Consider the following 19,811-nt stretch of genomic DNA (forward strand, 5'->3'; position numbering starts at 1 on the left):
CCCCGGCCTGATGAGCGCTCAACGTAGACGGAGGGCGGCGGCCGTGTCCATAGACCGGTCCATACGGATCTGACGCACCCACACCGCGCTGAACAGCGACTTTACTAAACGATGACTAAATCCGACGAGCCTTGAACGCGCACGCACGGGTGGGTCGCCGCCTGACTGGACAACGTTGTCAGACGGTGGTCGGATGTGGTGTCCTCAACGGGTCCGCTCCCACCACTCCTCTTCGAAGGACCGTCACTTTGCGTAGTCATCGATCGGCGGTCTCACCTCCACGGGGTGACTTGATCGCCGCCCTTGATATCGGCGGAACGAAAATCGCGGGCGCTCTGGTCGATCAGCACGGGGCGCTGGTTCACCGGGCGCGCCGCGCGACCCCGGCGCGGGAACCCGCCGACGCGCTCCTCGACTCGGTGTACGAGGTGGTGAGCACCCTGGCCGCCGGCCCCCTGTGGGCAAGGGTCCGCTCAGTGGGCATCGGCAGTGCCGGCCCCGTCGACCTGGCGCGCGGAACCGTGAGCCCGGTGAACATCCCCGCTTGGAGAAATTTCCCGCTCGTGGAGTCGGTCCGGAGGCATCCGGCTCTCGGCCATCGACAGGTGACGCTGGCCGGCGACGCGGTGGCGATGACCGCCGCCGAACACCGCCACGGGGCAGCACGCGGACACGGGAGCGCCCTGTGTCTCGTGGTGTCCACGGGCGTCGGCGCGGGCCTCGTGCTCAACGGCAGCGTTCACCACGGGCTGACGGGCAATGCCGGCCACCTCGGGCACATCAGCGTCGACTTCGAAGGCGACCCCTGCCCGTGCGGCGCGAGAGGCTGCCTCGAAGCCATCGCCAGTGGCCCGGCCATCACCCGGCACGCGCTGGCCCTTGGCTGGCAGGCGCCTGCCACGGCGGACGCGGCGGGGGTCGCGGCAGCGGCTCGCGCCGGAGACCCGGCCGCCCTCGCCGCCTTCGACCGGGCAACCCGCGCCCTGGCGGCCGGCATCGCCGCCACAGCGGCGCTGACCGAGATCGACATCGCCGTGGTCGGAGGGGGCGTCGCTCAGTCCGGGGCGGTCTTCTTCGACCCCCTCGCCCGCCACCTGCGGTGCTACGCGGCGATGCCCTTCCTCAAGGAACTGCGCGCCGTGCCAGCCGAACTGGGGCCCGACGCAGGCCTCGTCGGCGCCGCGGTGCTGGCGTCAGCCGGAGCACCGCCCGTGGGAGCCGTGCTCGCCGAGGGCGCCCGGTAGGCCTCGCCCACGCGGGCCCCTCAGGACCAGCGCGAAGCGGCTTCCGTTCTCGCCGGGGGCCCGCTCCCGTTGCGCCGGACGGTGAGATCCCCGAAAGCGCCGTCGTGGAGCACGCCGACGTCCCGGCGCCGGACTCGTCACCGGTCCGAGGGGGCCGGAGAAGGTCAGGTCAGGGCCGGCCTCTCCCTCGGTCGCGGACCACAGCACGTAGGCGGCGAGCTCTGCGGCCGGGGTGGCGGACGAGCGCCACGGTGCGACGGAGTCGCAGAAGGTCGTGAAGGCGGCACGAGCGACGTCCACGACCTGGTCGAAGGTCGTCGGGGAGGCGAAGGGGAGGCGCGCGGTCTCGTACTCCTCGGTCGCGGTCTCCCAGCTCCCGCCGTCGGCGGCGCCGATCGTGCCCCGCGATCCGCGCCGCCCAGGGCCTGCTGCCCGGCCGTCTCGGCCACGGCCCCCGCCAGCAGGGTGATCCGGTAGCGGCGGCCGGTCTCGTAGGAGGTGAAGACGTACGCGTCGGCGTGCGGTTCCCGGTAGAAGTAGGTGCCGCTGAACGGGGTCAGGGCCTGCGCTGCCGAGAGGATGCGCAGGTTCAGGCCGCTGCCCCGCAGCCGTAAGGTGTCGGGCGACGCGAAGGCGAGGTCCACGCACCCCGCGGGGCCGGCCCACCTGAGCCGGTCGGGGGTCGCCTCGACGCGGGGCTCGGCACGCCCGCCCGTCCCGTCCAGGGGGGCAGGCACAGGACGGCGTGCATGCCGGTGTGGTGGGAGACGAGGTGAAGGTCTTCGGCGTAGGTGTTCTCCGCCACCACGGGCGAGACGCCGAACCAGGAGCCGTAGGCACTGAACGGGATGTCGTGGACGGAGAAGGCCGGGCCGGATCGGGCGGCGGTCATGGAGGGGGGGGCTCGTTTCTCGAGCAGGAGGTGACAGCCGTCCGGCAGGGGGCGGCGGTGGGACGGCTGTCCCACAGGGGGCGAGCGAGGGATCTGCCTGCGGGGTCAGTCCTCGACCGCGCCCGCGGTGACGCCGGCGGCGACGTACCGCTGGGCCAGGGCGAGGATGACGGCGGCCGGCACCGAGGCGACGACGGCGGTGGCCGTGATGGCGTTCCACTCCTGGTTGTTGTTGCCGATGTAGTGGTAGATGCCGAGAGTGATCGACTCCCGCGGCAAGGACGTCTACAACGAGATGTCGGCGTACCAGGTCATCCTCCCCCGGAGAGGGCGGCGGCGTGCCGACCGCGGCGTGATCGACCAGGTCGCCGTCACGCACACGGTAGCCACGACGAAGAGTCGCTGAGACGAGGCAGCCGAGGCCGCCTCCCTTCCCCTGTTCGCGCTCACCGCATGGCAGGCATTGGTGGAGCGGGTCCGCGTGCAGCCGGGCCAGAAGATCCTCATGCAGGCCGGCGCCGGCGGCCTCGGCTCCATCGCCGTCCAGCTGGCCAGGACACCGGGCGCACGTGGCCACTGCTGAGAGCGCCCCCGGGCTCGACTTCGCCAAGGAGCTCGGTGCGGACGTCGTGTCGACTACCGCGCCCAGGACTTCGAAGAGGTCCTCGACAGCTACGACGTCGTCCTCGCCAGCCTCGGGGCGAGCACCTCACCAAGTTTCTGCCCGTGCTCGAGCCCGGCGGCCGGGGCATCAGCGTCGTGGGCTCGGCCGACCCGGCCTTCGCCCGCGCACTGGGCGCGAACCCGGCCCTCCGCCTGACCATGGCCGCCCTCTGCTTCGAACCCGGCGTAACGCCAAGCGCCACGGGGTGACGTACTCGGTGGACCCGGCGGGCNCCCGCCGCGACGGCCCCCTACCGTAGCCGGACGCGTGCCACGTCGTCAGCGCTGCAGTGTCAGCAGACCAGGACGGTAGGGCAGGAGGCCGTAATCGCCACCGGAGTTGGGGCTGCGTCCCTGGTAGAGCAACTGCAGACTGCAGGGATCGACGGTCATGGTCTGGTCGGGGCTTGAGCGGATCAGTTCACCGTGGCTGATGTCGTTGGTCCAGGCGGCGCCACTGTTGGCCTTGCCGGCGAAGGGGTTGCTCTCGGTCGCGGCCTGGGGTGTCCACGCGCCGTTCAGACTGGTTGCCGTGAACGAGCGGAAGTAGCGACCCTGCGAGCCGATCGCCTCGACGATCATGAGGTAGCGGTTCTGACCCTGCAACTTGTAGACCTGCGGGGCTTCGAACAGGTTGTTCGTCGTATCGCTCATGACCACTGTCGAGGTCGCGCCGAAGCTGGCCGGGAAGTTACCGATCGGCATACTGGCCCGGTAGATCTTGCCGTTGTCGCCGGCGAAGAACAGGTACATGTTCGTCCCGTCACCGATGAGCGTCTGGTCGATGGGTCCTGTTCCGGAGTCGGGGATGCTTCCGGAGAAGAGCACCTGCGGGGATGACCAGCCGTTCGGGTTGGTGGGATCGTTCGACGTCCGGTAGGAGAAGGTCGACCCGCCCCACTGGTAGGCGAGCACCCAGACGTCCTTCGGCGCGAAGTAGAAAAGCGTGGGCGCGACAGTGGAAGCCGACATCGCGTTCTGGCCGACCGAGGCCATCTCCGACCAATCGGAGAACAGGCCGAAGTTCATCGAACCCCAACGCGTTCCCGTGTCATGCGTCGTCGCGTAGACGAGCTGTCTGCCCTCGTAGGGGACGACGGTGAAGTCCTTCAACGAGACCCACCCCGGCTTGGGCTGCGCCAACGGGCCCGTTGATGCCCAACGGTATGTCCCCGGAAGATCGCAGGGGCGGGTGTCGCCGCCGCCGACCTTGACGAGCTGCCACTGCTGGTTGGCGCCGCCCCAGTCGTCGTACTGGACGGTGTTCGCGTTGTCGGCGGTGGAGGCGCCTTGCACCTCGAGGGCCTTGCCGCTGTGGCGCGAGATGAACCTCACGTGGCCGTCCGAGCTGTCGGCCAGTCGCCATTGCTGGTTGGCGGCGTTCAGGTCGGCCCACTGGACGATCGATCCGCCGTTCGCGGTGGACCAGTTGTAGACGTCCAGCACCTTGCCCGAGTGGCGGGACTTGATGCGGTAGAAGCCGCCTCCGGAATCGACGAACTGCCACTGCTGCTGGCTCTGATCGTTCCTGGTCCACTGGGTGATGCGGGCACCGTCGGCGGTCGCCATGTTGTAGACGTCCAGGGCCTTGCCGCTATTGCGATTGACCAGCACGTAGGAGGCGTTGGGGTCCACGGTCGCCGCCTCGGCGGGCTGGGCGCCGAGAGAGGTGGCCACAAGCAACACGGGGGCGAGGATTGCGAGCAGGCGTCTTGGCCAGGCCGGGATCGAGTGGCGATACCACATGAATTGCGCCTCCTTGGGGGCTGGGTTGAGGTGACCCTGATGAACAGCCGAGCGGAAGTGCCGTTGGCCCGGGACAGCTTCGAAAGTTTCGAAAATTCCCGGAAACCTTGACGCCACAAGCTAGGGATGTGGGGTCCCCCGGTCAAGGCTTGCCACTGATCTGCCCGTGAACGGCACCTCCCCTTCCGGCCGGACACGCGATCGCGCCGACCGGATCTCCTCTGAGTGCGTGAAGACAGTGCGCCAGTTCAAGGCGCACGCGTGGAAGGGGAATGCCAAGCAGACAACCATCCGTGCCCTCGCCCGGACCGCGGCCCACGACGTTCGCCGTCGGTGACGTCAGGGCTGCATTCCGACTCGCCGGAGTATCGGAAAGTTTCGGATGGACAATCGAAACTTCTCCTGTGCGGAGTATTGACGGCCCATCACCGATGCCTCAATCATCCCTGTCTGAGGAACTGGCCGTGGTCCGAGGTACCGGACGTCGGCCTCGGCCTTCTGTGCTGCACGGCAGATCCGCGCACCGCACCAGTCCTCTCGTGATTTCCACCTTGGAGGCACAGTCATGGGCTCCCGCACTCTTCCCAGACCCGTTGTCCGCCGGAAAACTCGCAGCCTGCTGTTGGCGCTGGTCGTCGGCGCCCTCGGTGCGTCCGCCGCGCTGGTCGCCCCACCGGAAGCACACGCCGCCGAGAGCACGCTGGGCGCCGCGGCGGCGCAGAGCGGCCGCTATTTCGGCACGGCCATCGCCTCGGGCAAACTGGGCGACTCGACGTACACGTCGATCGCCAACCGCGAGTTCAACATGGTGACGGCCGAGAACGAAATGAAGATCGACGCCACCGAGCCGCAGCGGGGTCAGTTCAACTTCAGCTCCGCCGACCGCGTCTACAACTGGGCTGTGCAGAACGGAAAGGAGGTGCGTGGCCACACCCTGGCCTGGCACTCCCAGCAGCCCGGGTGGATGCAGAACCTCAGCGGCAATGATCTGCGCCAGGCGATGATCGGCCACATCAACGGCGTGATGGGCCACTACAAGGGCAAGATCGTCCAGTGGGACGTCGTGAACGAGGCGTTCGCCGACGGAAGTTCGGGTGCACGACGCGACTCCAACCTGCAGCGCAGCGGCAACGACTGGATCGAGCTCGCCTTCCGCACCGCGCGTGCCGCCGATCCGTCCGCCAAGCTCTGCTACAACGACTACAACGTCGAGAACTGGACGTGGGCCAAGACGCAGGCCATGTACTCCATGGTCCGGGACTTCAAGCAGCGCGGCGTGCCGATCGACTGCGTCGGCTTCCAGGCGCACTTCAACAGCGGCAGCCCCTACAACAGCAACTTCCGTACCACGCTGCGGAACTTCGCCGCCCTCGGCGTCGACGTGGCCGTCACCGAGCTGGACATCCAGGGCGCCTCCCCCACGACCTACGCCAACGTGACCAACGACTGCCTGGCCGTCGAGCGCTGCCTCGGCGTCACCGTCTGGGGCGTGCGCGACAGCGACTCCTGGCGAGCGGAGCACACACCGCTGCTGTTCAACAACGACGGCAGCAAGAAAGCCGCCTATTCCGCCGTCCTCAACGCCCTCAATGCCGGCGAGACAACTGACCCCCCGGTCGGCTCCGGACAGATCAAGGGCGTCGGTTCGAACCGCTGTCTGGACGTGCCCAACGCCAGCACCAACGACGGCACCCAGCTCCAGCTCTGGGACTGCGGCAACAACGCCAACCAGCAGTGGGTGGCGACCGAATCGGGTGAGTTCCGGGTCTACGGCGACAAATGTCTGGACGCCGCCGGCACAAGCAACGGCAGCAAGGTCCAGATCTACAGCTGCTGGGGCGGGGACAACCAGAAGTGGCGCGTCAACTCCGACGGGTCCATCGTGGGCGTCCAGTCCGGCCTCTGCCTCGACGCCGTCGGCACCGGTACCGCCAACGGCACGCAGATCCAGCTCTACTCCTGCTCGAACGGCAGCAACCAGCGCTGGACCCTCACCTGACGGGACCGGCCACAGAGAAGGGGCGAACTGATGACGGCCCGCGGCGCGGTTTCTCCCGCCCTCAGGCGGACCTCGTCGACGTACCCGGGTCGCCGCAGTGAACCCGCGGTCCGCCGAGGTGGCGGCGGTAGGTAGGACGTTCTGCCTACGCCCCGATAGGCGTCCCCACTTCAGCCCGATGCTCCCGAGGGGGGCCTCGGAGCCGGGGAGCGGATGGAAACCCCGCTCACGATCGCCGCACAAAGGCGCCTTCGCCCCTGTCCTGCTTGGACAGGGGCGAAGGTGTCCTCGGCATCCCCGCCGGATGAGGCGGGCGGCGAAGCCGCGGGCGCCTGGTTCCAGTCGCTGGCAGCCACGCTCTCCGGCGTCCGATCCGGCTGAGCGGTCGGGGGACGGGCGCTCCACAGGCACAGGAGGGCCCGAACGTGGACAGCGTCGCAGGGCCGAGCCCTCGCGAGAACCAACCTGAAGGTCCGTCCGGCCGGTGACCGCAGTCCTTTGAGCACATCGCCAGCACCTCAACAGCGCAACCCGGAGCAGACGCAGGCGATCCGCAGCCCGAAGGCGGATGCATCTCAGCGCCCTGACCGCACCGACCGGGGCCAGAGCGGCTACACCGACCTGGCCGCCCGGGCGGCCAGATGGCTCGCGGCGGCCAAAAAACCTCTCCTCCATGATAAAGCGACGACCCAGGCTTGGCTCCACGAGGTCGTGGTGAAGGGGCACCTGAACTACGCCGCGGCCAACAGGTCCGTACTCGAAGGCTGGGGAGGCGGTGCCTGATGGCCGGTCCTTCCTCGCCCGCCCAGCCGCCGGGTGGTAGCGGCACCATCGACGTCAAGCCGAGCGACCTCTGGTCGGTCTCCGGACGGGTCGCCGCGCAGCAGGACTTCCTGGTACGGGGTGCAAAGACGCTTCTCGAGGAGCTGGGCAAGTACCCCGACGCAGGCGGTGCCGGCACGGAGGCCGAAAAGTTCGCCCGGGCGTACAAGAAGATCGGCAATCGCTGGCTGGAGGTCTGGGGCCGGTCCGTGCTCAGCGTCGGCGGTGTCGCAGTCGGGTTCACCGAGACGGCCAACGCCTACACCAGAGCAGACGTGGCGGCCCATCCCAAGCCGGGGAGGACGGCCGAGCAGCGCCCGCGGCCTGCGGTCATCGACAAGGCCCCGAACTTCGACTCGGTACCCGATATCAAGTGGGGCGACGACGACGGCGGCGACGACATCCTCCGCGGCCTGATGGAGGGCATACCCGAAATCGTCCGGGACGTCCTCCAGCCACTGTGCAAGAACGTGTTCCGGATCGGAAGGGTGGCGGACGTCCACCCCTTCCCGCAACAGCACTACCTCAACTCGCTCTGTCACAGCTGGATGAACGTATCCATCACCGCGACGTTGGGGGCGGACCAGCTGACCCAGGCGGTGGGTGCTATCACCAACCACCAGCAGGCGGACTGGGAAGCCGCGATGCGGACCTTCTGCAGCGCCCTGTGGGGAGGGACGGCGTGGGGGCAGCAACGGCACGGCTACCAGTGGGGGCAGACCGCCAACTCAGGTCCGGGCACGCCGCGGGTTCCCACGGGCAGTGAGCCGGTTCTGGCCGTGCTGAAGGACACTGCGGACAAGATCGCCACAATCCTGCGCGAGTACGCCGAGGCCGCCGTCGACCTCAACCGCGATGTCGCGGACGAGCTCCACCGCGCCATGTGGAAAGCCGCCAAGGAGATCATCGAAGATCTCGCCAAGCCCAAGGACCCCAAGAGCATCCTCGGCACCGTCACCTCCGTGATCGGCAAGGGCGCGGGCCTGATCCTGTCGTTCGACGTCAAGACGGTCCTGAACATCGACACGAGCAGGCTGAACGGGATCGTCGACAAGTACACGGGCATCCTGGAGGGCCTCACCATGCGCATGGAGGCGCTGAGGGAGCCGCTGGACGAGGCATTCCGGAGCGCACCCAACTTCGAGGCCGGCGTCGCCCGTTCGCACGGCTTCGGTGCCCGGGCCCTGGAGGAGTTCCAGGACTCGAAGGTCTGGCTGAAGGTCAATTCGAACGGCGTCTACGATCTGAACCTCGCCGCCAACGAGTACATGGCGGACGGCCACACTCTGGACAAGCACGTCGGCAAGACGGACGAGCAGTTGGCGCAGCGCCTGCGTGATCAGCAGGGGAACGGCCCTACCGCCGCCTGGCCGCACGGCAAGCCAAAGCCCAGCGCCTCCTCGGCCTTCCCGAACTATCGGCGGGCGGAGGAGCTGACCGAGTACAACCTCAACAAAAACACGTCCGCTATCGAGGTTTGGATCAAGGGCCCTCCCCCGCCGAGGGAGGGCGAAGTCAGAGACTTCCACTCGACCGCGCCGAACGGCGAGACCAGCGGCCGCAGTGTGAGCAAACAGCCGGTGGACCTCAACGACCCGCTGTCCGGCTACAAACAGGGCGGCATGAATGCCAGGTCGTACGACGTCACCGGTATTGACACACGGCTCCGGTACGACAGCAGCCGCACTCCTCCGTTCACCGTCATGACGTCGATGCCCTCCAAGTCCTAGGGCCTGTCTTCAAAGGGTTATATCCACATCAGGAGTGACGCGATGGTGAGTGCCGCTTCGTAGGATTCGCGTGTTTTGTCGTAGCGGGTTGCGATGGCCCGGTACTGCTTTAACGCGTTGAAGCAGCGCTCGACGACGTTGCGCTGTTTGTAGCGCTCCTTGTCGAAAGCGGGCGGCCTGCCGCCGTTGCTGCCGCGACGGCGGCGGTTTGCCTGCTGGTCCGAGCGTTCCGGGATGGTGTGCGGGATACCGCGCTTCCGCAGGTAGTTGCGTATGCCTCGACTGCTGTATCCCTTGTCGCCCAGGAGGTGATCGGGCCGGTTGCGCGGTCGGCCTGGGCCTGGGCGGCGAACCCTGATCTGCGCGAGGACCTGCTCGAACTGCGTGCAGTCGTTGACGTTGCCGCCGGTGACGACGAAGCCGAGCGGACGGCCGCGGCCGTCGCAGGCGAGGTGGATCTTGGTCGTCAGTCCGCCACGGGATCGTCCGAGGGCGTGAGCGTGTGCCGTTTCTGCAGGGCCTGCCCCTTTTTACGGGCACCGGCCGCGTGCTGATGAGCGCGGGTGATCGTGGAGTCCACGGAAACCAGCCAGTCGACGTCTCCAGCCGCATCCTTCTGTGCCTGGACGGCCTCAAGCATCCGCGTGAACGTGCCATCGAGCGCCCACCTGCGGAAACGCGTGTACAACGTCCGCCAGGACCCGTATCTTTCCGGCACATCACGCCAGGCCGAACCGGTCCGCAGCTTCCACACGATTCCGTTCAGCACCACCCGGTCGTCCCGCCGGGGCCGCCCCGTTTCCGTCCGCGGAAGCAGCCCCGACAAAACGTCCCACTCTTCATCCGAGAGCTCATGTCGCCGCACCATGCGTCATATGGTGCCTCACCATCAGACTTTGAAGACACCCCCTAGCGCACGCCGAGAAAGGCCAGCACCACATGTCCCTCGAACAGAACTCTTGGGAAGCCGCGGTACGCCACCTGTTCGAGGACGCGTACCCGTACGACGCCACAGGCCCACGCCGCCACGAGGACTGGGTCCTCGACGTCCTCAAGCTAATGGCCCGGGCCGTCCCGGACCCCCGGGGCTGGACGGGTCTCGACGATTCGGCGCAGGACCCGGAGCGCGAGGGGTTTGCCACGTTTCCGTTCGCTGTGCACCCCCCGGAGTACATCGCGCAGCGTCTCCGCGAGATCGATCGGGCCAGCGCCGAGAACCTGCTGCTGGCCCTCACCGACGACTGCTGCACCCTGTCCAACCTGAAGCGCTTCACGGAGAGCGAAGGAGAATTGCGGGCGATGGCGAGGACGATCCTCGCACGTTACGGCGACGAGGCCACTTATCACACCAACGTCAGCCGGCCCGGCCCTGTGCCCGGAGCACTCGACTTTACGACGTCGCACTGGGGGTACAACCCCCTGAGCGTGTACTCGGAGGACTGCGGCCTGATCGTCGTCTCGGACACTGAGGTCGGCATGTTCTGGAACTTCTCCGACTACTGAACCATTTGCCGCTCGTACGAGCGCAGGATCCGACCAGGTGATTTGAAAGGATGCCCCCGTGCTGACCCGTTCCGCTTCCTATCCCGACCGGGAGACCGCCCAGTGGGCCACCCAGCAGGTGGTGACCGCCAACGAACAGGCCGTCCACCGCTGGCTCGCCCAGAACACCCGGGTCCGCCTCACCCTCGAGGCGGCCTGGCCGTCCCGTGAGGAGCCCGTGGGCCGGGTTCAGTTGGAGGGCGATCTGCTGGCCGGGCGCGGTCCCGTCGACGTGCGCGCGGCGCGCGTGGTGCTGCGCCGCGATCCGATGAGTCCGCTCGGCTTCGTCGTCCACACGACCGTCCCGTTCTACTTGTAGGGGTCACACGCACATGTCCATGAAACCCCTCGAACACGATCGGCGGTACGGCGAGCTGGACCAGGTGATGCGCGCGTATCTGGGGCAGCCGGCCGACGACACCCCGGAACGGCGCAGTCGCGCCCTGGACGCGTATCTCCGTCACACCTGGCATACCCGCCCCGCGGCCGTCGCGGAGGCGGAGCGACAACTGCGCGAGTACAGCCGCAATCCTCCAGGCCGCATCCGGCAGGAGCTGGGTGAGTTCTACTCGATCCCGGACACCGGAAAGCCCCAGTCGGACATCGGTGACTGGCTGACAGTGCTGGCCGACCACCTGAAGAGGAGCATCGAGGAGGGCGACGTCCCGGAACCATCGTCCCCGCAGACGCACTGGGAGTGGCACGCGCGTTTCCCGGAGACCGCGCAACTGCTGGGGGGCTGGTTCTCTCAGGACATCGTTGACGAGTTCCCCGGCCACGACGCCGCAGTCGCCGACTACGCCGGCACCACAAACCCGCAGTTGGTCGCCCGCCTCGCGGGCGAACTGCACGAGTTGCTCGCCCTCCACCTGGACGAGGGGGACTACGCCCTGGCTGCCGCCGAACTCGGCATGGAGGTCGGCCCGCCGGAACCGTTCTCCCACGGCACCTGGTTCCAGTCGCTGGCGGCGACGCTCTCCGGCGTCTGATCCGGCTGCTCGGTCGCGGGGCGGGCTCTCCACAGCCGCAGGATGGCACGGACGTGGACAGCGTCGCAGGGCCGAGCCCTATCCTCGGGACCCGGAGCTGAGCGTCGGTCCAGGCCGCCTCTCAGCAAGCCAGGTCAGGTGTCACCTATCCATGCAGCAGTCCCCCGGGCCTCGTGGAGGCATACCGCCACCAACATCATGGGTTCTGTGTCTTGTCCCGGGTCGCCCGTCGCGGTCAGGAACGTTTCCGGATCGTGTTGACCACCGCCCCTACGCGGCCGGTCAGGCAGGTCAGGACCGCGGTGCCGACGGCAAGGGGTTCGGCCAGCCTCGGGTAGGCGACCCTGCGGCTCACTCACTTCGGCACCTCCGGCAGCGCTGGCACCGTCGAGATGGACTGGATGGTGGACTCCCACTCCCCGGTCCGCGTGTTCTTGAACCGAAGATGCAGCACCTCGAACTCGTCCGGCACCCAGTCGAACTCGCCGACCTCATCCTGGTCGGAGATCTGGTGCTCCGCGAACAGCTTGGCGAGCTCGATGTCCGTGGACGCCTGCATGATGAACTTGCCAACCTTAACGACATGCATCACTGGACGACCCTGTGCCTCCGCCACCCGGACGCTTTCCCAAAACGGCTCGTACCTCTTGGCGGACTTGGTCATCCCAACCCACTCGTCGCGCCTGATCTCGCTCACTTCGACCCCTCCAGCTTGCTCGTCGTCACTGGCGTCCAGCTCTGCACATACTCCACCTTCGGCGCCTTCACGACCGCCAGGCGGTTGGCCTCCTGCACGGACTCCGCTTTCGCCTCCCCGCGCAGCGCCGCGTGACCGTGCAGAGCCACCGTGTGTCTCGCGAAGTCTTCTGCGGCCCGTCGTCGCCTCTCGAAGCAGTGCCGAAGCCGTCATCGTCGCAAAAGCGCAACATGCGAGCAGCACCCATCACCACGAACCTTCGAACCAAGGTCTGGACAATGCCCGGAACAGCCTTCCGCAGCCTGTGACGATCGGAGCTGTTTTCGCTGGTCAAACTGCTTCTGAGCCGCGCACCACCAGCAAACCAAGAACCTGCTGGGCGCTCTGCTGATGTGGCTGAGCATGACTGTTTGACACCAGAAAACTCCGGCACCCCCGCCTCGCGGAGTTCCCCATCAGGCCAGCCGACCAGCGACGCGACACACCTGACACCCCATCAGAGCGAGCGCCAAATGAGCGTCAAGATGCCTCGTAGAGCGTCATTTCAGCGTCAAGATATCGTCTGTAATGCCCACGTCGCAGTAAACGTACACCACCCAAACCCGCAGCTCAGGCAGCCTTTGCGATGGGTTCAAGGATCGCCACGCACTCCACATGGTGCGTCATCGGAAACAGGTCGAACGCCCGCAGCGTCCGCACCCGGTACCCCCCGTCCCGGAAGTACGCGAGGTCTCGGGCCAGTGCCGCCGGGTCGCAGGCCACGTAGGCGATGCGGCGCGCGCCGAGGCTCGACAGGTGCTTGACGACCTGGTTGCCCGCGCCGGCCCGCGGCGGGTCCAGGACGATCAGGTCGCACTCCGTGATGCCGGTGCGGGGCAGGACCTGGTCGACCTTGCCGTGCTCGATGCGGACGCGGTCGAGGTCCTTGAGGTTGTGGCGGGCGTCCTCGACCGCGCGCTTGCCGGACTCGATGCCGAGGACCGCACCCTTCTCGCCGATGCGCTGGCCGATGGCGCCGGCGAACAGGCCGACGCCGCAGTACAGGTCCAGGGCCGTGTCGTTCTTGCGGGGCAGCAGGCCCTGCATGACCGCGCGGACCAGGGTGTCGGCGGCCTGCGGGTGGACCTGCCAGAAGCCGCCGGAGCCGACGCGGTAGGTGCGGTCGTCGGCGCGCTCGCGGACGAAGGCGCGGCCGTGGACGCGGTGGACACCGCCGTCCTTCTCGTCGACGCGGAGCACGGAGACCGGCCTGTCCAGCTCGACCAGGGGGAGCCGGCCGCCGGGCTTCGGGGTGAGGATGACCTGGCGGTCGTTGGAGCCGGTGGCGGCGATCGCCTCCACCGCGGCCATCTGGGGCCACTCGCGCTTCTCGACGCCGAGTTCCGAGACGCCGGGCGCGGCGATCAAGCAGCGGTCGATCGGCTGGACGTCGTGCGAGCGGTGCTTGCGCAGGCCCGCCCTGCCCTCCTCGTCGACGGTGTACTGGACGCGGGTCCGCCAGGCAGGCACCTCCCCCGCGGGGAGCTTGTCGCCCTCTGCGGGCATGACCGTGCCGTCCCAGCCGGCCTCTTCAGGGGTGAGGCCGGCGAGGCGCTGGAGCTGCTCGGCGATGACCTCGCCCTTGAGACGGCGCTGGGCGCCCGGCTTGGCGTGCTGCCAGTCGCAGCCTCCGCACTTGCCGGGGCCGGCGTACGGGCACGGCGCCTCGACGCGGTCCTTGGACGGCTCGATGACGCGTACGGCGTCGGCGCGCAGGAAGCGGGAGCCGGTGTCGCCGTCGGTGACCCGGGCGACGACCTTCTCGCCGGGGAGGGTGTGCCGGACGAAGAGGACCTGGTTCTCGGCGGTACGGGCGATGCAGTGACCGCCGTGCGCGACGGGCCCGACCTCGACCTCGTACTCCTCCCCGACCAGTGACGACGTGGGTGCGTTCTGCATGAGAGGAGGCTCCAGGGGGAGGGAGGGGCGGACGAGCGGTCGGGCGTGCGGCCGGACAGCAGCCCACCAGTCTACGCGGCGGCGGCCGGAGTGCTTACCACATGAGTCCCCCGGGTGTCAGTCCCCGCCGGTCGGTTCCTCAGGTCGAAGCAGCCTCCCGTCGGCCGTCGCCCCGTGCCCTCCGGCCGGTGCTTCTCCGGTCAGCCCCGTCGGCCCCTTTTGTCTGCCCTCAGCCTTTCCGGCCCGGCTCCTTGGGCCTGCGTTCCACCAGCCCTCGACGGACCGAGCCCGGGGCGTTCCACTCCGCACGCTTGCGGGCGCGCCTCTTCGCGGCCTCGGAGGACTGGAGCTGGTAGGGGACCGAGGTCACCATGACGCCCGGGGTGAACAGCAGCCGGCCCTTGAGGCGCAGGGCGCTCTGGTTGTGCAGCAGGTGCTCGTACCAGTGGCCGACCACGTACTCGGGGATGTAGACGCTGACCACGTCGCGCGGCCGCTCGTGGCGCAGGCTCTTGACGTACTCGACGACCGGGCGGGTCACCTCGCGGTAGGGCGAGTCGAGGATCTTGAGCGGTACGTCGACGCCCCGCCGCTCCCAGTCCTCGCGCAGCGCCTTCGTCTCGTGCGGGTCGACGCTGATGGAGAGCGCCTCCAGGTGGTCCGCGCGGATCAGTTTCGCGTAGGCGAGGGCGCGCAGTGTGGGGCGGTGGAGCTTGGAGACGAGCACGATCGCGTGGACGCGGGCGGGGCGCAGCCCCTCGTCCGCGGACGACTCGTCGGCTGCGATCTCGGCGGCGACCCGGTCGTAGTGCTTCCGGATCGCGGTCATCGTCCCGTAGAAGATCACCATGCCGAGCAGTGCGACCCAGGCGCCGTGGGTGAACTTGGTGGCGAGGACGACGACGAGGACCAGGCCGGTGAAGGTGGCGCCGAAGGCGTTGATCGTACGGGAGCGGACCATGTGACGGCGTCGGCCCGGGTCGTTCTCGGTGGTGAGGTGGCGGTTCCAGTGCCGCACCATGCCGATCTGGCTGAGGGTGAAGGAGACGAACACCCCGACGATGTACAGCTGGATCAGATGGGTGGAATCGGCGTCGTAGATCCAGACGAGCAGGATCGCGGCCCCGGCCAGCAGGACGATGCCGTTGGAGAACGCGAGGCGGTCGCCACGGGTGTGCAGCTGGCGCGGCAGGTAGCGGTCCTGGGCGAGGATCGAGCCGAGGAGCGGGAAACCGTTGTACGCGGTGTTGGCGGCCAGGAAGAGGACCAGCGCGGTGGCCGTGGCGAGGATCATGAAGAGGAACGACCCGTGGCCGAAGACCGCTTCGGCGACCTGGGAGATCACCGGGTCCTGGGTGAAGCCCGCGCCGACCGGGGAGCCGTCACGGATCAGGTCCGTGGCCGGGTTCTCGGCCATCTTGACGTCGGTGGCCAGGGCCAGACCGATGATGCCGCAGAACATGGTGACGGCCAGCAGGCCCATCGCGGCGAGCGTCGTCGCGGCGTTCCTGCTCTTCGGCTTGCGGAAGGCGGGGACGCCGTTGCTGATCGCCTCGACCCCGGTGAGGGCGGCGCAGCCCGACGAGAACGCGCGCAGCAGCAGGAAGACCAGGGCGAACCCGGCAAGCCCCTCGTGTTCGGCGTCGATCTCGAAGTCGGAGGTGGGGGCGTGCATCGTGTCGCCGAGGACCAGGCCCCGGAACGCACCCCACAGGATCATGAGGAAGACGCCGGCTACGAAGAGGTAGGTGGGGACGGCGAAAAGCCTCCCGGACTCCTTGACGCCGCGCAGGTTCATCAGCGTGAGCACAACGATGGCGCCGATGGCGAAGAACGTCTTGTGCTCGACGACGAACGGGATCGCGGAGCCCAGGTTCTCCACGCCGGAGGAGATCGACACGGCGACGGTCAGCACGTAGTCGACCAGCAGCGCGCTGGCGACGGTCAGTCCCGCCTTGGGGCCGAGGTTGGTGTTCGCGACCTCGTAGTCACCGCCGCCGCTCGGGTACGCGCGCACGTTCTGCCGGTACGAGGCAACGACGGTGAACATCAGGACCACGACGGCGGCCGCGATCCACGGGCTGAAGTGGTACGCCGACACGCCCGCGACGGACAGCACCAGGAGGACTTCTCCCGGCGCGTACGCCACCGAGGACAGCGGGTCGGACGCGAAGACGGGGAGCGCGATGCGTTTGGGGAGGAGCGTTTCTCCCAGCTTGTCGCTGCGCAGCGCCCGGCCGATCAGAATCCGTTTGGGCACGTCGGTCAGTTTGGACACGCAGAGGATCGTAAGCGCTGGACAGCGAGGTCTCGGCCGCCTGAACGCCATGGCCCCGCATTCTCCCGCGATCAGCGGAGACGCCCGCGCATTCCTTAACGCAATCCTTGCGGCGCGAACGCGATCCTCGCGGCGTGCCCGGGGCAGCCAGGTGTCCCTCGGGAGAGCGCAGCGACCCTCAGGGGCACGCGGGCCCCCTCTCCAGCTCCACGTCGTCCTCTGTGAGCTCACGCCACCCCCGATGAGGGAGGCGGTGGCGCGGGCGCCTCCTGGCGATCTGGTCCCGGACGCGATCCTGCGCTCGTCGCGGCACCAGCACCCGCCCAGACCTCCCGCTCGTCGCGCACCCCGCTCGTCCTCGCCCCTTTGCCTCCCCTTTGCCCACGTGCCCCGTCGAAGCCGTACGCGGATGAGGCAAAGGACGCAAGGCCGCATAAGCTCGTCCTCTGGCCGCACCGCAGGTGCGTGCCCGTTGTTTGCCCGGCAAGCTGAGAGAGAAGTATGAGCAGCGTGTTTTCGCAGGTCAGCCGGATGACCAGGACGGCGGGGTAAGCGCACAGTGCACATCGTCATCATGGGCTGCGGGCGGGTCGGAGCCGCGCTCGCGCAGACCCTCGAACAGCAGGGGCACACGGTCGCGGTGGTCGACCAGGACCCCACGGCGTTCCGCCGCCTCGGTTCCGGATTCGGCGGCCGCCGGGTCACCGGAGTCGGCTTCGATCAGGACACCCTCCGCGAGGCGGGGATCGAGGAGGCCGGAGCGTTCGCCGCGGTCAGCAGCGGCGACAACTCGAACATCATCGCGGCCCGGGTGGCCCGCGAGATGTTCTCCATCGAGAACGTCGCGGCCCGCATCTACGACCCCCGTCGCGCCGAGGTCTATCAGCGGCTCGGCATCCCCACCGTGGCGACGGTGCGCTGGACGGCGGACCAGATGCTGCGCCGGTTGCTGCCCTCGGGCGCGGAGCCGCTGTGGCGCGACCCGAGCGGGGGTGTGCAGCTCGCCGAGGTGCACACGACACCGTCCTGGATCGGCCACAAGATCAGCACGCTCCAGGAGGAGACGGGGGTCCGCGTGGCCTTCCTCACCCGTCTGGGCGAGGCCATACTGCCGACGTCCCAGACCGTCCTCCAGGAGGGCGACCTGGTCCACGTGATGATGCGGACGGACGAGATCGCCGCGGTCGAGGCGGCCTTCGCCGAGGGGCCCGAGGGGGGCGGTCACTGATGCGTGTGTCGATTGCCGGAGCGGGGGCGGTGGGCCGCTCCATCGCCGCCGAGCTGCTGGAGAACGGGCACGAGGTACTGCTCATCGACAAGGCGCCGAGCGCCATCTCGGTGGAGCGGGTGCCGATGGCCGAATGGCTGCTCGCGGACGCGTGTGAGATCACGTCGCTGGACGAGGCAGCGTTGCAACGGTGCAACGTGGTGATCGCCGCGACCGGGGACGACAAGGTGAACCTGGTCGTCTCGCTGCTCGCCAAGACCGAGTACGGGGTGCCGCGGGTGGTGGCCCGCGTGAACAACCCGAAGAACGAGTGGCTCTTCAACGAGTCCTGGGGTGTGGACGTCGCCGTCTCGACGCCGCGCCTGATGTCGGCCCTGGTCGAGGAGGCGGTGAGCGTCGGCGACCTGGTCCGGCTGCTGCGCTTCAGCCACGGCGACGCCAACCTGGTGGAGCTGACGCTGCCGCCTGAGTCGGCGCTGGCCGGCACACGCGTCGGGGACGTGGCCTGGCCGGAGGACACCTCGCTGGTCACCATCATCCGCGGGACGCGGGTGCTGACGCCGAGCCCCGAGGAGTCGCTCGAGGCCGGCGACGAGCTGCTGTTCGTCGCCGCCCAGGCGCGTGAGGAGCAGCTGGAGGACCTGTTGTCGGTCCGCCACGACCCTTCGGGCGGTTGATCACGCGACCACCGCGAGAGGCCCGGGACCACTGAGTGGTCCCGGGCCTCTTCCGTTCAGTCCCCCGTGGCCCTACCGCCCGACGCGCGATGGGGGTCCCGCGCCGGCGCGGGGCCGCCGCCCCGCCGGCGTACGGATCAGGCCTCCGGGTTGTGCAGAGCCGCTGCCGCTGCCGCCGCGGCCTTGCGGTCCTTCTCCGCCTGCTCCTCGGCCTCCATCTCGGCGAAGACGTCGATCGGCGCCGGGGCCTTCGCCAGGAAGACCCAGGTGAGGTAGACCGCGAGGAGGAACGGCGGGATCTTCAGCGCGACCAGCACCCAGCCGAACTGGGTGGTGTCGGCCCACCAGTAGAGCGGGAAGAGGATGGCGCACTTGGCCAGCAGGATGAGTCCCCAGGCGTAGCTGGCCTTCGTGTAGGCCTTCTTCCGGCCGGGGTTGCGGGTCCGCCAGGACAGGTTCTCCTTGAAGACCGGGCCGAGGATGAGGCCGATCAGCGGCACCCCGGCGGCGGCGGTGCCGAGGTAGGCGACCGCGAGACCCAGCGTGTAGAGCATGCCCGGCAGGTAGAAGTCCTTGGCGTTGCCGGTCATCATCGCGAAGACGACGCCGAAGGCCACGCCGAAGACGCCGCTGAAGGCGTGCTTGACGGTGTCGCGGCGGATCAGCCGGACGGCGACCAGGGCCACGGACACGGCCAGGGCCGCGATGGCCGAGACGTGCAGGTCCTTGTTGATGGTGAAGATCGTGACGAAGAGCAGCCCGGGGAGGACTGTCTCCACCAGGCCGCGCACACCGCCGAAGGCCTCGAAGAGGGCGGCCTCGGTGACGGCCTTGGCGTCGGCGTCCTGCTGTTCGGTGCGGTAGGGCTGGTCCGTGTCGGACGTCGGCTTGTCGAGAGACGTCACCGGCTACTCCTTGCCGAGCGGTCGGAGTTCGTATGTGGGGTTGAACAGCACCCGGCGCCCGTGGCTCATGGCGACCCGCCCGGAGGCGATGATCCTGCGGCCGGGCTCTATGCCGACGATGGAGCGCCGGCCGAGCCAGACCACGTCCAGCGGCTCGGTGCCGTCGAAGAGCTCCGCCTCCAGGGCGGGCACTCCGGCCCGGGGGCGCAGGGTGACGGTCCGCAACGTACCAGCCACCTTCACGATCTGCCGGTCCGAGCACTCGGAGATCCGGGTGCATCCCGTGGACTGGGCATCCTCCCGCAGCTCCTCGGACTCCAGATCCTCCTGGGAGCTGGACAGCCGGTCGAGCATACGGCGGAAGCGCCCGGAAGGCCTCGCCGCCTTCCCGGCCTTCCCGGCTTTGCCCGATCGGGGAACAGCACTCATACCCGAAGCGTACCGGTCCTGCACCGGTCCTC

Annotated in this window: 17 protein-coding genes and 3 pseudogenes; 10 read left to right on the plus strand and 10 right to left on the minus strand. The window is 68.5% G+C overall.

What is annotated here, in order from left to right; genetic code table 11:
• The first annotated feature begins 290 nt into the window (after nt 1-290).
• Nucleotides 291-1,244, plus strand: coding sequence for an ROK family protein (locus V9U70_RS18630; protein ID WP_336676652.1), 954 nt, complete (start codon nt 291-293; stop codon nt 1,242-1,244).
• A 174-nt stretch (nt 1,245-1,418) separates the two neighbouring features.
• On the opposite strand, the pseudogene V9U70_RS18635 reads toward V9U70_RS18630, so the two are convergent.
• Together V9U70_RS18635 and V9U70_RS18640 are read right to left on the minus strand one after the other, a co-directional pair.
• Nucleotides 1,419-2,136: pseudogene (locus V9U70_RS18635) on the minus strand (glycogen debranching protein); the annotation flags it as partial.
• A gap of 105 nt (nt 2,137-2,241) precedes the next feature.
• Nucleotides 2,242-2,406 (minus strand): annotated as a pseudogene (locus V9U70_RS18640) (carbohydrate ABC transporter permease); the annotation flags it as partial.
• Between V9U70_RS18640 and V9U70_RS18645 the strand changes: the two are divergent.
• Nucleotides 2,396-2,542, plus strand: a complete 147-nt coding sequence (locus V9U70_RS18645) for a hypothetical protein (protein WP_336676654.1) — start codon at nt 2,396-2,398, stop codon at nt 2,540-2,542. The pseudogene V9U70_RS18640 and the gene V9U70_RS18645 sit on opposite strands and share 11 nt — an antisense overlap.
• A 12-nt stretch (nt 2,543-2,554) precedes the next feature.
• Nucleotides 2,555-3,017, plus strand: a pseudogene (locus tag V9U70_RS18650) (zinc-binding dehydrogenase); the annotation flags it as partial.
• A 61-nt stretch (nt 3,018-3,078) separates the two neighbouring features.
• Here V9U70_RS18650 and V9U70_RS18655 read toward each other — a convergent pair.
• Entirely contained in the window at nt 3,079-4,545 is a 1,467-nt protein-coding gene (locus V9U70_RS18655; protein ID WP_336676656.1) for a non-reducing end alpha-L-arabinofuranosidase family hydrolase, read from the minus strand.
• Nucleotides 4,546-5,110: 565 nt separating this feature from the next.
• Here V9U70_RS18655 and V9U70_RS18660 point away from each other — a divergent pair.
• Both V9U70_RS18660 and V9U70_RS18665 read left to right on the plus strand, forming a co-directional pair.
• Nucleotides 5,111-6,544 carry an endo-1,4-beta-xylanase gene (locus tag V9U70_RS18660; RefSeq protein WP_336676657.1) on the plus strand — a complete coding sequence of 478 codons (1,434 nt, stop codon included), beginning with the start codon at nt 5,111-5,113 and terminating at the stop codon, nt 6,542-6,544.
• 782 nt (nt 6,545-7,326) lie between these two features.
• A complete protein-coding gene (locus V9U70_RS18665; protein WP_336676659.1) occupies nt 7,327-9,096 on the plus strand; it encodes an RNase A-like domain-containing protein in 1,770 nt (589 codons plus the stop codon).
• A gap of 17 nt (nt 9,097-9,113) precedes the next feature.
• Here V9U70_RS18665 and V9U70_RS18670 read toward each other — a convergent pair.
• Nucleotides 9,114-9,964, minus strand: a protein-coding gene (locus V9U70_RS18670; RefSeq protein ID WP_419723997.1) for an IS5 family transposase whose coding sequence is annotated in 2 segments (ribosomal slippage) — nt 9,114-9,616 and nt 9,616-9,964 — 852 coding nt in all. Because the reading frame shifts where the segments join, the coding sequence is not laid out codon by codon here.
• 71 nt (nt 9,965-10,035) lie between these two features.
• On the opposite strand from V9U70_RS18670, the gene V9U70_RS18675 reads away from it, so the two are divergent.
• From V9U70_RS18675 to V9U70_RS18685, 3 genes are read left to right on the plus strand one after another with little or no spacing between them, the layout of a single operon-like run.
• Nucleotides 10,036-10,599: a hypothetical protein gene (locus tag V9U70_RS18675; protein WP_336676661.1), complete on the plus strand. Its 564-nt coding sequence runs from the start codon at nt 10,036-10,038 to the stop codon at nt 10,597-10,599.
• 58 nt (nt 10,600-10,657) lie between these two features.
• Nucleotides 10,658-10,957, plus strand: coding sequence for an RNase A-like domain-containing protein (locus V9U70_RS18680; RefSeq protein ID WP_336676662.1), 300 nt, complete (start codon nt 10,658-10,660; stop codon nt 10,955-10,957).
• A 13-nt stretch (nt 10,958-10,970) separates the two neighbouring features.
• A complete protein-coding gene (locus tag V9U70_RS18685) occupies nt 10,971-11,627 on the plus strand; it encodes a contact-dependent growth inhibition system immunity protein (RefSeq protein WP_336676663.1) in 657 nt (218 codons plus the stop codon).
• Between the two features lie 355 nt (nt 11,628-11,982).
• Here the strand turns inward: V9U70_RS18685 and V9U70_RS18690 are convergent, their stop codons facing one another.
• From V9U70_RS18690 to V9U70_RS18705, 4 genes are all read right to left on the minus strand, one after another.
• Nucleotides 11,983-12,324 carry a hypothetical protein gene (locus tag V9U70_RS18690; protein ID WP_336676664.1) on the minus strand — a complete coding sequence of 114 codons (342 nt, stop codon included), beginning with the start codon at nt 12,322-12,324 and terminating at the stop codon, nt 11,983-11,985.
• Nucleotides 12,321-12,473 (minus strand): hypothetical protein, encoded by a 153-nt coding sequence (locus tag V9U70_RS18695; RefSeq protein WP_336676666.1) that lies wholly within the window; start codon nt 12,471-12,473, stop codon nt 12,321-12,323. Before V9U70_RS18695 ends, V9U70_RS18690 begins: the two co-directional genes overlap by 4 nt.
• 460 nt (nt 12,474-12,933) lie before the next feature.
• Nucleotides 12,934-14,262: a class I SAM-dependent RNA methyltransferase gene (locus V9U70_RS18700; protein ID WP_336676667.1), complete on the minus strand. Its 1,329-nt coding sequence runs from the start codon at nt 14,260-14,262 to the stop codon at nt 12,934-12,936.
• Nucleotides 14,263-14,491: 229 nt separating this feature from the next.
• Nucleotides 14,492-16,540, minus strand: coding sequence for an APC family permease (locus V9U70_RS18705; RefSeq protein ID WP_336676669.1), 2,049 nt, complete (start codon nt 16,538-16,540; stop codon nt 14,492-14,494).
• 559 nt (nt 16,541-17,099) lie between these two features.
• Here V9U70_RS18705 and V9U70_RS18710 point away from each other — a divergent pair.
• Together V9U70_RS18710 and V9U70_RS18715 are read left to right on the plus strand one after the other, a co-directional pair.
• Entirely contained in the window at nt 17,100-17,768 is a 669-nt protein-coding gene (locus V9U70_RS18710; protein ID WP_336676670.1) for a potassium channel family protein, read from the plus strand.
• Nucleotides 17,768-18,445, plus strand: coding sequence for a potassium channel family protein (locus V9U70_RS18715; RefSeq protein ID WP_336676672.1), 678 nt, complete (start codon nt 17,768-17,770; stop codon nt 18,443-18,445). The genes V9U70_RS18710 and V9U70_RS18715 overlap by 1 nt, the downstream gene beginning before the upstream one ends.
• A gap of 137 nt (nt 18,446-18,582) precedes the next feature.
• Here the strand turns inward: V9U70_RS18715 and V9U70_RS18720 are convergent, their stop codons facing one another.
• Together V9U70_RS18720 and V9U70_RS18725 are read right to left on the minus strand one after the other, a co-directional pair.
• A complete protein-coding gene (locus tag V9U70_RS18720) occupies nt 18,583-19,350 on the minus strand; it encodes a DUF3159 domain-containing protein (RefSeq protein WP_336676674.1) in 768 nt (255 codons plus the stop codon).
• A 3-nt stretch (nt 19,351-19,353) separates the two neighbouring features.
• Complete coding sequence (locus tag V9U70_RS18725; protein WP_336676676.1) at nt 19,354-19,779, minus strand: OB-fold nucleic acid binding domain-containing protein; 426 nt, start codon at nt 19,777-19,779, stop codon at nt 19,354-19,356.
• Between the last annotated feature and the right edge of the window lie 32 nt (nt 19,780-19,811).

The organism is Streptomyces pratensis, from assembly GCF_037137275.1.
In the GTDB taxonomy this organism is placed as follows: Bacteria; Actinomycetota; Actinomycetes; order Streptomycetales; family Streptomycetaceae; genus Streptomyces; species Streptomyces pratensis_B.